The 14,564-nt window shown below is 69.3% G+C and carries 14 protein-coding genes; 7 read left to right on the plus strand and 7 right to left on the minus strand.

What is annotated here, in order from left to right:
• Positions 1 to 148 precede the first annotated feature (148 nt).
• The 5 genes from CX1_RS08980 to CX1_RS09000 form a co-directional block, all read right to left on the minus strand.
• Positions 149 to 1,381: a DUF418 domain-containing protein gene (locus CX1_RS08980; protein ID WP_060925550.1), complete on the minus strand. Its 1,233-nt coding sequence runs from the start codon at positions 1,379 to 1,381 to the stop codon at positions 149 to 151.
• A 45-nt stretch (positions 1,382 to 1,426) separates the two neighbouring features.
• Positions 1,427 to 1,837 carry a hypothetical protein gene (locus tag CX1_RS08985; protein ID WP_046649816.1) on the minus strand — a complete coding sequence of 137 codons (411 nt, stop codon included), beginning with the start codon at positions 1,835 to 1,837 and terminating at the stop codon, positions 1,427 to 1,429.
• A gap of 132 nt (positions 1,838 to 1,969) precedes the next feature.
• Positions 1,970 to 2,545 (minus strand): hypothetical protein, encoded by a 576-nt coding sequence (locus CX1_RS12625; RefSeq protein WP_060925551.1) that lies wholly within the window; start codon positions 2,543 to 2,545, stop codon positions 1,970 to 1,972.
• A gap of 110 nt (positions 2,546 to 2,655) precedes the next feature.
• The gene (locus CX1_RS08995; RefSeq protein ID WP_060925552.1) at positions 2,656 to 4,437 is read right to left on the minus strand and encodes a DEAD/DEAH box helicase; all 1,782 of its coding nucleotides are present in this window, start codon (positions 4,435 to 4,437) and stop codon (positions 2,656 to 2,658) included.
• A complete protein-coding gene (locus CX1_RS09000) occupies positions 4,434 to 4,682 on the minus strand; it encodes a DUF3039 domain-containing protein (protein WP_046649818.1) in 249 nt (82 codons plus the stop codon). Before CX1_RS09000 ends, CX1_RS08995 begins: the two co-directional genes overlap by 4 nt.
• A gap of 85 nt (positions 4,683 to 4,767) precedes the next feature.
• On the opposite strand from CX1_RS09000, the gene CX1_RS09005 reads away from it, so the two are divergent.
• The 6 genes from CX1_RS09005 to galE all read left to right on the plus strand — a co-directional run bounded on the left by CX1_RS09005 (position 4,768) and on the right by galE (position 10,650).
• Entirely contained in the window at positions 4,768 to 5,334 is a 567-nt protein-coding gene (locus CX1_RS09005; protein WP_046649860.1) for a DUF3099 domain-containing protein, read from the plus strand.
• Positions 5,335 to 5,336: 2 nt separating this feature from the next.
• Complete coding sequence (locus CX1_RS09010) at positions 5,337 to 7,052, plus strand: DUF7782 domain-containing protein (protein ID WP_432264156.1); 1,716 nt, start codon at positions 5,337 to 5,339, stop codon at positions 7,050 to 7,052.
• On the plus strand, positions 7,049 to 7,483 hold the full coding sequence (gene dtd, locus CX1_RS09015; protein ID WP_046649819.1) for a D-aminoacyl-tRNA deacylase: 435 nt from the start codon (positions 7,049 to 7,051) through the stop codon (positions 7,481 to 7,483). Before CX1_RS09010 ends, dtd begins: the two co-directional genes overlap by 4 nt.
• Before the next feature lie 282 nt (positions 7,484 to 7,765).
• Positions 7,766 to 8,755 carry a sigma-70 family RNA polymerase sigma factor gene (locus CX1_RS09020; protein ID WP_046649821.1) on the plus strand — a complete coding sequence of 330 codons (990 nt, stop codon included), beginning with the start codon at positions 7,766 to 7,768 and terminating at the stop codon, positions 8,753 to 8,755.
• Between the two features lie 228 nt (positions 8,756 to 8,983).
• Positions 8,984 to 9,670 (plus strand): iron-dependent transcriptional repressor DtxR, encoded by a 687-nt coding sequence (locus CX1_RS09025; RefSeq protein WP_046649822.1) that lies wholly within the window; start codon positions 8,984 to 8,986, stop codon positions 9,668 to 9,670.
• Positions 9,667 to 10,650: a UDP-glucose 4-epimerase GalE gene (gene galE / locus CX1_RS09030; RefSeq protein ID WP_046649823.1), complete on the plus strand. Its 984-nt coding sequence runs from the start codon at positions 9,667 to 9,669 to the stop codon at positions 10,648 to 10,650. The genes CX1_RS09025 and galE overlap by 4 nt, the downstream gene beginning before the upstream one ends.
• 37 nt (positions 10,651 to 10,687) lie before the next feature.
• Here the strand turns inward: galE and CX1_RS09035 are convergent, their stop codons facing one another.
• Positions 10,688 to 11,896 carry a DUF4192 domain-containing protein gene (locus tag CX1_RS09035; RefSeq protein ID WP_046649824.1) on the minus strand — a complete coding sequence of 403 codons (1,209 nt, stop codon included), beginning with the start codon at positions 11,894 to 11,896 and terminating at the stop codon, positions 10,688 to 10,690.
• Between the two features lie 174 nt (positions 11,897 to 12,070).
• On the opposite strand from CX1_RS09035, the gene CX1_RS09040 reads away from it, so the two are divergent.
• The gene (locus CX1_RS09040; protein ID WP_046649825.1) at positions 12,071 to 13,228 is read left to right on the plus strand and encodes a PAC2 family protein; all 1,158 of its coding nucleotides are present in this window, start codon (positions 12,071 to 12,073) and stop codon (positions 13,226 to 13,228) included.
• Here CX1_RS09040 and CX1_RS09045 read toward each other — a convergent pair.
• On the minus strand, positions 13,225 to 14,421 hold the full coding sequence (locus CX1_RS09045) for an alpha/beta fold hydrolase (protein WP_160298006.1): 1,197 nt from the start codon (positions 14,419 to 14,421) through the stop codon (positions 13,225 to 13,227). The two genes, CX1_RS09040 and CX1_RS09045, sit on opposite strands and share 4 nt — an antisense overlap.
• Positions 14,422 to 14,564: the final 143 nt, after the last annotated feature.

The following is a 14,564-nucleotide window of genomic DNA, read 5'->3' on the forward strand; positions in this document are numbered from 1 at the left end:
CTCCCCTTCTACGCGGGCGCCGGAAATCGCCGGGTGAAACCGGTCACGGCGCGGGCCTGAACGTGATACAGATCGACCATAACCGATTCAGGGCCCCCTCTTATCACCGGCCCGTCATAGGACCGCTTTACGACGCCGCCCCGCCCCGTCAGCCCTTCGGCCCGTAGGTCAGCCGCCTGTGCAGGGTTTCGAGCGGACCGGGCTTGCCCGCCGTGGCCAGCAGCCACGCGGCGATGAGGGTGATTAGCCAGACGCCGGTGGCCCACAGGCTGACGATGGTGACGGACTCGCCGGAGAAGAGATCCAGCATCCATGCCGCGGACAGCACGAGGAAGAACACCGACTGGGCGACGTAGCCCGACATCGATCGCTGCCCCAGCGCCTGCATCATCGCCAGCGGCAGGGGCGGCGTCAGCGCACTGCCCTGCGCGGCCGCCGCCCGAATGCGGCGCTGCACGGGCATGCACAGCAATGCGATGAGGGCGATGAGGCCCGGGCCCGCCAGCAGACCGGCGGATTGGCTCAGCGCCTGCGCCCAGCTGCCGCCGATGGCGCCGAGTTTCGACAGTCCCGACAACACGCCCGTCACCACCGCCGCGCCCGCGCCGACCGCGGCGACGGTGATCAGGAGCTTCTTGTGCGCCTCGGCGTCCTCGAGCACCCGCATGCGGGCCGCCACGAGCCCGACGAGCATGAGCGCCAACAACTGCGGACCGGCCATGATCACGATGAAGGGCACGGTCACCACCGTGATGGCGCCGACGACGAGCTGTTGTCCCACGTACCCGTCGCCCAGGCCGAAGTCGTCCATGGCGGAGACGTCGGCGCCGGCGCCGCCGCCGAAGGACTGCGCGATGCCGCTGAACAGGAACGCCGACCCGACGGACAGCACGGCCAGCACCCCGGCGATCCACAGCAGCGTCTTGTTCTTCAGCGGCACCATCAGCGCCACGACCAGCCCGAGCAGCGCGTAGGTCAGCAGGATGTCGCCGAAGAAGAAGAAAACCGCGTGGACGACGCCGAACAGCGCCAGCCACGCGTACCTCTTCAGCAGCAGGCCCCGGGCCGCGGGCCACGGCACGCCGCGGGCGTATTCGCGCATGACCAGCATGCCGATGCCGTAACCGAACAGCGTCGCGAACATCGGCAGCCCGCGGGTGTGGACCAGCACGTCGTTGATCACCGTCACCGCGGCGTCGGTGGGCAGGGTCCGCTTCTCCCCCGTCGCCGACGAGCCCATGATCACCCACGCGGTGACGGCGTTGGCCACGGCGATGCCCAGGAGCATGAACCCCCGCGCGACGTCGGGCGCGAGGATGCGTTCCTTCACGCCCGTGTGGTGGAAGGAAGGCGTGTGCTTGACGACGGGCCGCTGGTCCATCAGGTTCTCCGGTTCTCGGGGGCTGCCGGGGAGGGTCCGGCGTGGTTACTGGGCGGTGTTCTCGCGCAGGCAGTCGGCGTACTCGGCCGTGGTCTTGTCCAGGTGGCCGCAGGCCTTGTCGGCTTCTTCGACGATGTTGTTGGCGGCGACCAGCAGCGCCAGGGAAATCGCGATGGCCAGTCCGCCCGTGATGACGCCGATCAGGCCCATGCCGAAGGCGCCGCCCGTGCGGGGTTCGCGGCCGGCGGCCTCGATGCGGCGGTGGGCGCCGATGGACTTGACGATCGCGATGAGGCCCAGGGCCACCGCCACGGCGCCGAACGGGGCTCCGATGATGAACGCCGAGGTGATCAGCGCGCCGAGGCCGATGGCCAGCGAGATCAGCCCGAGCTGGCGGCCGACGGCGGAACCGTCGATTCCGTCGGGTCCGTAACCGTCGGTGGCGGGGTTGCTCATGTTCGTGGTGCTCCTGGGTGGGGATGGTGGACGGATGATGCGGGTGGTGGTGATGCGGACGCTGGTGAAGCGGGTGGTGCGTGATGCGCGTGGTTGGCGCAGCACCTCGCCGGACGGCGACGCCCCTCGCCGTCAGTTCAGGCCGAGGCGTCCCATGAGGGATTCCTCGACGCAGGCGTCGAAGGCAGTTTGATTGTCGATGAGGTGCTGGCAGTCCATTGCGGCACCGCCGCCCACGACGACCGCCCACACCATGAACGCGAAAATGAGAAGCCCGACGATGGCGGCGGCGATGCCGATGACCGACATCGCGGTGGTGCCACCGGTTCTGGTGGACCCGAGCTTCCGCGCCTTCGAGCCAGTGCGCAGGGCGAAGAAGGCGAGAATGATGCCGATGATCGCCAGCAGGCCACCGATGAGAATCGGCGCGGTGACCACGGACAACAGCCCGAGGACCAGAGCGGAGACGGCCAGCCCCGTGCCCGTGGACACGTTCGGCTGGCCACCGGGGAACCCGGGCGCCGCGTGGGGGTTGCCGGACGGGGCCGAGTAGTAGCCGCCGTATCCGGAGCCATTGCCGTAGCCCGAGCCGCCCCCGTATCCGGAGCCATCGCCGTAACCGGAACCTCCGCCATATCCGGAGCCACCCGTTTGAGGGGACCCGCCAGAATCGAATGGGTCGTATCCGGAGTTGTCGGGTCGCGACATCGGGGTTCCTTCCGTCGGGCGAATCATTTCGTTGCGGCGTTCACGCTACCGCAATCGGCCAGGGGGCCAACCGTCGGCGGGCCGACCCCACAAACGAGGCCGGCCGCGCGTCACCAGCGGCGCAGATAACCGATCCGGTCGCGCAGCTGCTGTTCGGAGCACAGCGCGGTCGGCGGGCCCCCGCAGTTTCTGCGGACCTCGTTGTGGATCTCGCCGTGCTTGCGCCCGGTCCTCGCCGCCGTCATGGCGACCAGGGTGTTCAACTCCTTGCGGAGCTTCGGCAACGCTTCGCTGGCCACCGAACCGGGCCGGGGCATGGGCACCTCGGGAGCACCGTCGGCACCCGCCGCAGGCGGCACACCGGGAGCGCCGGCGCCGGTACCACCCGCGCCCATCGACTCCCCCAGATCCAGCTCGCCCATCTTGCGTTCGTGCTCCGACCGCGCAGACGACGCCTTCAACTGCTCTTCCTGCCGCTTCTGCAGCAGAGCCTTCATTTGGTCAGCGTCGAGAAGCCCGGGCAGGCCCAGGTAGTCGGCCTCCTCCTCGGAACCGGCCATGGTCGCGGTGCCATAGTTGGAACCGTCGTAGATCAGGTAGTCGAGCTCGGCGTCGGCGCCGATGGACTCGTAGGCCGGAAGATCGTCGGGCTCGTTCTGGGTGCGGTTGGCCTCGGCGACGAGGTCGTCCTCCCAGCCCTCGCTCGGCCGGTGCGGCTTTCCCAGGATGTGGTTGCGCTGCACCTCCATCTGCGACGCCAGATCCAACAAAACCGGCACCGACGGCAGGAACACCGACGCCGTCTCACCGGGCCTGCGCGAACGCACGAAACGGCCGATGGCCTGGGCGAAGAACAGCGGCGTCGACGAGCTGGTGGCGTAGACGCCCACGGCCAGGCGCGGCACGTCGACGCCCTCGGACACCATGCGCACCGCGACCATCCACTCGTCGGTCGAATCGGAGAAGGTCTTGATCCTCTCGGAGGACCCCGGCTCGTCGGAAAGCACCAGGGCCACCGGAGTCGAGCTGAGCTGCTCCAGCACCCGCTTGTAGGCGCGCGCCGTCGTCGCATCCGTGGCGATGACCAAGCCGCCGGCATCGGGGATGTGCTTGCGCATCTGGATCAGGCGGGTGTGGGCGGCGCGCAGCACCGACGGAATCCAGTCGCCGCCCGGGTCCAGCGCGGTGCGCCAGGCGCGGGTGGTCTCCTCCGGGCTCATGATCGTGCCGAGCCGCGCCGAAAACTCCTCGCCCGCCGAGTCCCGCCACCGGGCCTCGCCGGAGTACGCCAGGAACACCACGGGACGCACGACGCCGTCGCGCAACGCGTCGGCGTAGCCGTAAACATGGTCGGCGACGGACTTCTGGTGGCCCTCGCCGTCGTCGGCGTAGCGGACGAAGGGGATCGCCGCGTCGTCGGAGCGGAAGGGCGTGCCGGTCAGGCACAGGCGGCGGGCCGCTCCCCCGTACGCCTCGGCGATGCCGTCGCCCCAGCTCTTCGCGTCGCCACCGTGGTGGACCTCGTCGAGGATGACCAGCGTCGGCCGGGCGTCGGCCACCGCACGGTGCTTGAACGGGTGCACGGCCACCTGCGCGTAGGTGACCACGATGCCGTGGTACGACGGATTGACCACGCCCTTGGCGTTGGTGAACGCCGGATCCAGGGCGATGCCCGACCTCGCCGCCGACTCCGACCACTGCACCTTCAGGTGCTCGGTGGGAACGACGACGACCACCCGCTCGACGATGCGGCGGGCCAGCAGCTCGGCGGCGATGCGCAGGGCGAAGGTCGTCTTGCCCGCGCCCGGCGTCGCCACCGCGAGAAAATCACGCGGATTGGCGGACAGGTACTTGTCCAGCGCCTCCTGCTGCCATTTGCGCAGCCCGCTCACTTGCGGCGGAGGGTCTTGTAGATCCGCTCGCAGTCCGGGCACACCGGCGAACCGGGCTTGGCGGACTTGGTCACCGGGAAGGTCTCGCCGCACAACGCGACGACGTAGTTGCCCGACACGGCGGAGTCGACGATCCGGTCCTTCTTGACGTAGTGGAAGAACTTCGGGGTGTCGTCGCGCGTCGTCTCGTCGACGCGGGTGTCGGTCCGTTCGATGGTCTTCGTGGTCTTCAGGGGCGTGCTCACGGTTCCCGATTGTGCACCATCGGCCGGACCGGCGAGATCGCGACCCCGGAATGCGGGAGTTTTCGCGGGGAGTACCGTTGTGGCCATGTCGAGTCGGCGGACGACCCGTCGGGGCAGGCGCGGCTCCGATGCGGTGCTGATCACGGACGCGCGGCAGTCGCGCATTCGCAACTACAACTACCGGCGCCAGACCTACGCCATCCTGCAGTGGTCGCGCATCCCGATGCTGCTGCTGGCCGCCGCCGCATTCCTGTGGTGGGACCTGGCGTGGCTGGCGGCGATCCTCACCGTGCTGTCGGTGCCCATGCCGTGGATCGCGGTGGTCATCGCCAATGGCGTCGGAGAGCCGGCGGACAAGCGCTCGCCGCGCGTGTACAAGCCGGGCGTGGTCCGCGAGCAGAACCGCCGGTGGGAAGAGGCGCAGCGCGAGCGGATGGCGCAACTCGCCGACGGCCCCGCGCATGCCCTGGGCCCGGCGGCCACGGAGCAGGCGGACATCAACCTTCCCGCCGTCGTCGCCGATGAGCCGGATTTGGGCGCGTACGGCGGCTTCGATCCCTCGATGATCATCGACATGGACGACCTGGGCGACGACGACCTCGACATCGCCGACTTTTCAGAAGACCGATCACCGGAGAACCCCAAGAAGTGAGCATCGACCCGATCACCGCCCCGCCCACCGACGAGGAGCTGGCCGGGCTGCCGGCGCTCGCCCCGCGTCTCGCCGAGGTACTGCGGGACCTCGGTTACGGGGTCGCGGGCCTGCGGCAGTTGCTTGGCGACGCCGGCCTCGCCGCCCTCGACCGGGGCGAACCGGAAGCCGTGGTGCGTTCGATCCATCTCGCACTCGACCGCCCCGGGTTGGCCGCGGCCGTCGCCGCGTTCATCGTCGGCGATCCCGTGGATCTCGTCCCGTGGCTGGGCGAGGACTCCGTGGCCGAGTGCCTCGCCTGCGGTGTCCTGCGCGAGGTGCACGGACGGGATGGAGCGGGCGGAAACGACGTCCGCCACGTCGCCGCCATCGACGTCCGCCCGGTGGAGGTCGACGGCGTCGAGCGCCTCGTCTTCTCCGACCGCGATGCGTCGATGACGGCGCACGTGCCCGGCCCCGACCACGTGCTGGGCGTCGGCCGGGCTTCCCGGTCGCTGCTGGACATCACGCCGACCGATCCCGTCGGCTCGGTGCTGGACCTCGGCACCGGTTGCGGCGTGCAGGCGCTCGGCCAGCACCGCGCCGGGTCGATCACCGCGACCGACGTCCACCCCCGGGCGTGCCTGTACGCCTCGGCGACGCTCGCCGCCGCCGGACTCGACTCCTCGGAGCAGGTTGTTTCGGAGCCTTCTTCCGAAGTGATCGAGGGCTCCTGGTTCCACCCCGTGGCGGGGCGGCGCTTCGACCGCATCGTGGCCAATCCACCGTTCGTCGTCGGCGTCCCCGAGGTCGGCCACGTCTACCGCGACTCCGGGCTCGACCTCGACGGCGCGACCGAATTGATGCTGCGCGAAGTCCCGGACCACCTGGAACCGGACGGCACCGCACACTTGCTCGGCGCGTGGGCGCACGTCGACGGGGAGGACTGGACCACCCGCGTCGCTTCCTGGCTGCCCAAGGAGGGCGTAGAGGCGTGGATCATCCAGCGCGACGTCGTAGATCCCGCGGCCTACGTGGGCACGTGGCTCCGCGACGAATCCATCGACCCTCGCGGGCCCGAGGGGCGGGCGAAGACGCGGACGTGGCTCGACCATTTCGCCGCCCACGGGGTCACGGGCATCGGATTCGGATACGTCACCATTCAGCGCATCGACGGCCCGTCCTCCATCACCTGCGAGGACATGCCCCAGCCGCTCGGCGGTCCCTTCCGCGACGAAGCGGCCGAATGGTTGCTGCGCACGGCTTGGCTCCGCGACCGGAACGCCGCCGGCATCCTCGATGCCCGATTCCGCGTGCGCCCCGGGGTCGCCGTCGAACGCGTCGAATTGGCCGGGTCCGCGCACGATCCCGAACAGGGCTTCTCCCCCGCCGCGCTGCGCATCACGCGCACCGACGGCCCCAGGTGGAGCCACGACACGGACGATTCGATCGTGCGGATCCTCTCGGCGATCACGCCCGATGCGCCATTGTCGACGGTCCTCGACGTCATGGCCATGCTCGGGGCGCTTCCGGAAGACGGCTTGGGCGAGATCAGGGAAGCGCTCGTGCCGGTCATCGTCGATCTCGTCCGTCATGGACTCGTGCTGCCGGCGGAGCTGCTCGGCGGCGGCGACGATGACGCCGCAGGCGACCGGGCGGCAACCGCGGACCACGCGGAAGCCACCGACGAGAAAGACGAAAAGGACGAGAAGGGCGAAAAGGAAGAGGAGAAGCGATGAAGGCGGTTCTGACGCGGGTCACCCGCGCGGCGGTACGGGTGGACGGCGACGTCGTTGGCGAGATCGACGGCGGGGACACGGGCGGGATTCTCGCGCTCGTCGGGGTCGGCCGGGAGGATGCGCCCGACGCCTGGGAGACGATGGCGCGCAAGATCGCCGAGCTCCGCATCCTCGACGGCGAGACCTCCGCCGTGGACGCCGGCGCCCCGGTTCTGGTGGTCAGCCAGTTCACGCTCATGGGCGCGACGAAAAAGGGCCGTCGCCCGTCGTGGACCGACGCGGCACCCGGTGACGAGGCCGAACCCGTCATCGCGAAGATTGTCGGGCGCCTCCGGGAGCGTGGCCTGGAGGTGGCGGAAGGCCGGTTCGGCGCAATGATGGACGTCGAGTCGGTCAACTCCGGACCCTTCACCGTGCTCGTGGAATGCTGACACAGCCACCAATCCCGCGCTTTTCGCGTCTTGCCCGTCACCGTCGAAAAGCCTTGCCCCTCCCCCGAATTGGGGCACTTGAAAACCAGGTGAAACGCATCTCTGTAATGCAGTTCGCGCGGTGTGACGCAGCCCACCTGCACTTTTGCAGGAGAAACCCATCGGTCGCCGAAAGAACCGCATGATCACCGTTCGCCGGGAACCCCATCCCGGGAACAATCCGCGGGGCAGGCCCGTTGAACCCAGTGAGATCGTCGACTTCGCAATGAAAGGCCGGATCACATGACTAGTGCCGATGTCCGAAATGACGAACAGAACGCCCGGGAGCGAGATCGCGGGCGCCGCAGCGGGAACAACAACAACCCCTCCGCGGACCTGGTTCGCGTGTATTTGAACGGAATCGGCAAGGTCGCCTTGCTCAGCGCGGAGGAAGAGGTCGAACTCTCCAAGCGCATCGAGGCCGGCGTCTACGCCGAGCACCTTCTGGTCAGCGGCGCGAAGATGACGCGCGCGATGAAGCGCGACGTGAAGATCATCGCCAAGGAGGGCAAGGCCGCCCGCGCCCACCTGCTGGAAGCGAACCTGCGTCTGGTCGTGTCCCTGGCCAAGCGCTACACCGGCCGCGGCATGCCGCTGCTGGACCTCATCCAGGAAGGCAACCTGGGGCTCATCCGCGCGATGGAGAAGTTCGACTACTCGAAGGGCTACAAGTTCTCGACCTACGCGACGTGGTGGATCCGCCAGGCGATCACCCGCGGCATGGCCGACCAGTCCCGCACCATCCGCCTCCCCGTCCACCTGGTGGAGCAGGTCAACAAGATTTCCCGCATCAAGCGCGAGCTCTACCAGCAGCTGGGCCGCGAGGCCACGAACGAGGAGCTGGCGGAGGAATCGGGCATCGCCGAGGCGAAGATCGAGATGCTGCTGCGCCAGTCCCGCGACCCGGTGAGCCTGGACATGCCGGTGGGCACGGACGAGGAGGCGCCGCTGGGCGACTTCATCGAGGATTCGGAGGCCACCGACGCCGAGGAGGCCGTCGTCGCGTCGCTGCGCCACCACGACGTGCGCCGCGTGCTGTCGACGCTGGAGATCCGCGAGCAGGAGGTCATCAAGCTGCGCTACGGCCTGGACGATGGCCTGCCCCGCACGCTCGACCAGATCGGCCGCCACTTCGGCCTGTCCCGCGAGCGCGTCCGACAGATCGAGCGCGAGGTCATGGCGAAGCTCCGCGAGGGCGACCGCGCCGATCGCCTGCGCGCCTACGCCAAGTAGGCGGTCGGGGAGGTCTTCTCCCCTCAGGACTCCCCCGAACGCCCCCGATTTCCCGAATGCCCCGTCGCCGCTTTCCCGCGGTGACGGGGCGCGCCGCTTCTTCGGGAACAATCCGGCCCCCATTGCGGTTATTGTTGGAGTATCCGCGCAGCCCGTCGTCTTATCGATGAGCGCGCGCATCGCCGCGCACGGGCGCGGCCAGTCGTTTCGAGCACCCGGAGGACAGCAGTGAGGGATCTGGTAGACACCACGGAGATGTATTTGCGCACCATCTTCGAGCTCGAGGAAGAGGGCATCATCCCCCTGCGCGCGCGCATCGCGGAGCGGCTGGATCAGTCCGGGCCGACCGTGAGCCAGACCGTCGCCCGCATGGAGCGCGATGGCCTGCTGGCCGTGGCCCCGGATCGCAGCCTCAAGCTGTCGGAGGAAGGCCGCGCCCGCGCGACGTCCGTGATGCGCAAGCATCGTCTGGCGGAGCGGCTGCTCACCGACGTCATCGGCCTGGAGTGGGACAAGGTCCACGACGAGGCGTGCCGATGGGAGCACGTTATGAGCGACGAGGTGGAGCGTAAGCTCCTGGGTGTGCTCGAGGAGCACACGCTGTCGCCTTTCGGCAACCCCATCCCGGGCCTGTCGGAGCTGGATTCCACCGCGGCCGCCGACATGCCGGCCGATGCGGTGCGCCTGTCCGACCTGCCCGCCGGTGGCCCGTACGAGGTGACGGTGCTGCAGATCAACGAGATTCTTCAGGTCGAGCCGACCTACATGAAGCGACTCCACACGGCCGGCATCATGCCGGGCGCCGAAGCCGAGGTCGAGCTCCATCCGGGGCGAGTGACCTTGGCGCGTGGCGATCATTCGCTGGACATCCCGGACACGCTTTCCCACGCGGTTATGGTGGTGCGAAACAAGTGAAACTCCTGGTGACGGGCGGTGCCGGTTACGTCGGCGGCGTCAATGCCGCTGTTCTCCTCTCCGAGGGCCACGAGGTCACGGTCCTCGACGACCTGTCCACGGGAAACCGTGACGGCGTGCCGGAGGGCGCCGAGTTCATCGAGGCCAACGTCGCCGACGTCATCGGCGACGTTTTGTCGGACGGAGCGTTCGACGGCGTGCTGCACTTCGCCGCGCGGTCCCTGGTCGGCGAGTCGGTGGAGGTTCCGTCGGAGTACTGGCACGGCAACGTGGGCACGACGCTGACGTTGCTCGACGCCATGCGCGACACCGGCACGAACAATTTGGTCTTCTCCTCCACCGCGGCGACGTACGGCGAGCCCGCGCAGGTCCCGATCACGGAGGACATGCCCACCGCCCCGACGAACGCGTACGGCGCGACGAAGTTGTCCATCGACTACGCGATCACGTCCTACGCTCGCGCGTACGGTCTGGGCGCGACGAGCCTGCGGTACTTCAACGTCGCCGGCGCCTGGAACGGCCACGGCGAGAACCGCGTCGTGGAGACGCACCTCATCCCGCTGGTGCTGCAGGTCGCCCTGGGCCACCGCGACAAGATCATGGTCTTCGGCGACGATTGGCCGACGCCGGACGGCACTGCGGTCCGCGACTACATCCACGTCAAGGATCTCGCGGACGCCCATCTGCTGGCGTTGTCCTCGAACGAGCCGGGCACGCACCGCATCTTCAATCTCGGTTCGGGCGACGGCTACTCGGTGCGCCAGGTCATCGAAGCCTGCCGCGAGGTCACCGGCCACCCGATCCCCGCCGAGGATGCCCCTCGCCGCGGCGGCGACCCGGCGACCCTCATCGCGTCTTCGGCCCGTGCCATCTCGGAGCTGGGATGGGATCCGAAGTTGACTGATCTGAAGACCATCGTCGCCGATGCTTGGGAGTTCACCGGAGCCCTCGGCGATCGCGCCCATTCCGCGCATCGCTGATCCTCCTTCGCTTGACGACGGCCCCGTCCCCCGCACTTCAGCGGGAGGCGGGGCCGTCGCCGTCCTCGTCTTCGACGTCCACGGCGGCGTCCGGGTGCACTTCGCCGAGGATCGCCGTGGTCGCCTCGAGCATGGAGCGGAGCGCCTCGTGCCCGCGCCCCGATGCCATGGCGGCGAACAGCAGCTGCGACAGGGAGTGGTCGGGATCGGTCTCGAGAGCCGCGTCGAGCGCGGCGCGGGCGATCGCGGGATTGCCGTGGACGTGCCGGTCGATGGCGTAACACGCAAGAGCGTTGGCCCTCGCCGATCCCCTGAACAGCCGCCCGCACCCCAGCCACAGCGCGCGCACGGTCTCCGCGGCCGAGCCGAGGATCTCGCACATTGTCATATCCCGCAGCAGGAGGCTGACCAGCGGGCGCGCCAGAGTGCGCAGGTGCAGCGCGTCCGTGAGGGCGTCGTCCACGCAGATGTCGCCGCGGTCGACGGCATCGATCAGCGCCAGCCATTCCAGGTGGTGTTCACGCACCTGCGCCATGGCCTCGAGGCCGGGCAGGCCACCGGACCTGCGCACCCCGCGGACGTCGTCGTGGGCTCGGCGCAGGGCCTCGCCGGCGGCGATCCGGCATGCGGCGGGCTCGGGCCGAAACCGTTCCCGCAATGCGTCGGCGTCGCGCGAGATCGCCTCGCCGGTGCCGTGCAGCTTCCCGGACGCCCACGACGCCGCGGGGTCGCGCAGCGTTCCGAGCCGTTCGCCGTCCGGGGTCGAGACGACGGATCCCGCGCACAGGTGGTCGGTGCGTGCGGCGATGATGACGTCGAAGCCCTCTTCCTCGAGGTCGAAGGAGATCCCCGATAGAATCGCCTGCCAGCCGCCGGGGCCCGCACCCCGGTTTTCGGTGATCACGTAGGCGTCGGCGCGCTCGTGCCCTTCGGCGGCCATGGCCTCCGACGCCATGCGGACGGCGCCGCTCTCCCCTCCGTCGAGATCGCGCACCAGCACCGGCCCGGGGTCGTCCAAGTACCGGTCGCCGAAGACCAGCACGAGAGATTCGGCCGGGTAGTAGCCGAGCAGTCCGGGGAGGTTGGTCAGGAAGTCGACGGGATCGGCGGCGTCCATCGTGGGCTCCAGCGGGTGGTCGACGGGCGTGGGGTACGGATCGCGGGTTCGGCTATCCCGGGCGAAATGGCTCGGATGGCACGGATTCGTCGGTTCCGGAAAGTCGGCGTCGTGGCCTGGGTTCGTCATGCCCGCAGGATGCGTGACGCGCCGGGAAGGGGCTCGTCGTAAAGCTGCCCGGGGAACGCCTAATGTGGATGAAACCCGCCCTGTGGAATATTCACCGGGCGAAGGTGGTTGCATGGATCAGTCGCCCACTCGGGCACTGGGATTCACCCCGACGGTGAGAAGGAGGCGCAGACCATGGACGAGGGACACGAGATGTACGAGATGCATTTCCCCGCCCCGGATGTGGGGCCGAAGAATGGCGGCCTGACCATGGTCGTGGCGCTCCAGGGCTACGCCGATGCGGGTCTGGCCGTCGCGGGGTCGGCGAGCCATCTCATCGATGCGCTGGATCACCGCCCGCTGGTCAACTTCAACAACGACGAGCTGGTGGATTACCGCTCGCGTCGACCTGCCGTGACCATGGTGGGAGACGCCGTCGCGGAGAGCGCCGAGTTGGATCTGTCGCTGCAGGTCGTGCGCGACAACGCCGGCAAGCCCTTCCTGCTGTTGTCCGGCCCCGAGCCGGATTTGCGGTGGGACGCCTTTTCGGAGGCCGTCGCCGATCTGGCCGAGCGGTTCAACGTGCAGCGCACCGTGTCGCTGTACTCGGCGCCGATGACGGTCCCGCACACGCGGCCGCTGGGAGTCATCGCGCACGGCAATGATCGAGAGCTGCTGACCGGCCACCGTACGTGGGGTCAGCGGGTGACCGTACCGGGGGCCGCGAGCCTGCGCATCGAACTGGAGCTGAACCGCCGCGGCCGCAAGACCTGCGGTTTCACCGCCCAGGTTCCTCACTACGTCGCGGCGTCGGATTACCCGCTGGCGGCGCTGCGTCTGCTCGAGGCCGTCGCCGACGCCGGCGATCTGGACTTCCCGTTGACCGCGCTCGAGCGTGAAGCGGACAAGGTAGCCGAGATCCTCGCAGAACAGGCGACGGAGTCCGAGGAGGTCGCGGGCATCGTCCGCATGCTCGAGCACCAGCACGACGAAGAGGAGCGCCGCCGCGCCACCCTCGAGTCGAACCCGCTGGTCCGGGCGGACGGCACAATGCCGTCGGCGGATGAGTTGGGCGCGGAGTTCGAGCGATTCCTGGCCTCCCAGATCAGCGCGCCTCCGCGTGACGACGAGCCGACCCCGGACTCCCCCGCCGAATCCATGGACTCCGGCCTGGAGGACACTCACGACTCGGACGCCGCGGACGCCACGGATGTCGCAGACGATGCAATCGAGTCGGAGGGCACAGCCGTCACCGACGATGAGACCGACACCGACGGACCCGATGACTCGGACGGGGACGACGGCGACGGTGATGGAGGCCGTCGCCCGCGGCGCCCCTGGTTCCGTTTCTAGGCGGAGCCGAGCGCCGCGGAACTCGTGATGGCGTCGGTGCCGAGGTGCCGGGCCAGGAACTCCAGCGCCGCCGATTCCGTCGCCACCGAGGCGACCGAGTGATTCAGCGCGGTCCCCTGGGCCACCGCGGGAAACTCGTCGACGACCATCTCGACGTCCGCTCCGCGTGAGCGCCACGTTTCGGCCAGCGCCGCGGCCTGGTCGTACGGGACGAGGTCGTCGTGGCGGCCGATGGAGATCAACACCGGAGCCGATGGCGTCAACCGGCCGATGGCCTGTTCGTCGATGATCCGGGTGAACTCCGGCGAGTCAGCGATGTGGGCGGCGATGGGCCGGCCGTCGACGGTCCACGTCCGGGTCTCCTGCCCCATGGTCAGCAGCCCGGTCTTTTCGACGCACAGACCGGACACGGAGTCGAGGATGCGGCGCCCGTGGGAATTCAGGATCTCCTCCTTCTTCGCCGCCAGGTGTGGGTCACGCTCCGCGAAGCCGTTGATGGCCCACCCGATCGCCCCGGCGAGAATCGACCCGTCGATGCGCTCCAGCACGGCGCCGAGATCGGCCGGCGGCGCACCGGCGTAGGCGGCGCGCAGGTTCACGTCCGGGGCCAGCGTGGGCGCCATTTCCACGGCCGCGGCGACGGCGCCGCCGCCCTGCGAGTAACCCCACAACGCCACCGGCGAATCGGCCGGCAACCCATCCACGGCCAGTCCGGCGCGGGCGGCGTCGAGAAGCACGCGGCCCGATTCCAATCGGTGACCGTAGGCGTGCATGCGGTCGTCGCCGAGGCCGATGTAGTCGGAGATGACCACACGGTATCCCTGGCCGAGCAGCAGCCGCGCCTGGGCGATGTGACCGCCGCCCGGTCGGCCGAAGGTCGCCGACGGCGCGCACTGATCGCCCTGCCCCACCGTGCCCGGGGCCACGACGACGGTGGGCCGGGGCCCGTCGCCCGTCCATGGAGCTTCGGGAACGAGGACGGTGCCGCCGACGGTGACCGGGAGACCATGCGCGTCCCTCGAAGTGAAGGCGATGGTCCGCGCCGACGCGGCGATCTGCTGCCCCGGCGCGTAACTGCCGTCGATGAGCGGGGCGGGCGCGGGCATCACGGTGTCGCGCACGGAAAGCACCGCACCGGGGGCGTCGGCGGCAAAATCAGCCGGGGCCGGATCCGCCCAGGCGGGCGTCGTCAAGCAAGATGCCGCAACCAATCCGACCAAGACCGGGAGGGCGCGCACGCCGCATCGTTTCATGCCCCCATCCAATCACGGCGCCCCGAAAAGGCGGGGCAGGACGCGTAACGGGCGACCCCCAAAATCTGCCGCAACCAAGACCC

The sequence above is a fragment of the Corynebacterium xerosis NBRC 16721 = ATCC 373 genome, from assembly GCF_001552415.1.
Lineage (GTDB): Bacteria > Actinomycetota > Actinomycetes > Mycobacteriales > Mycobacteriaceae > Corynebacterium > Corynebacterium xerosis.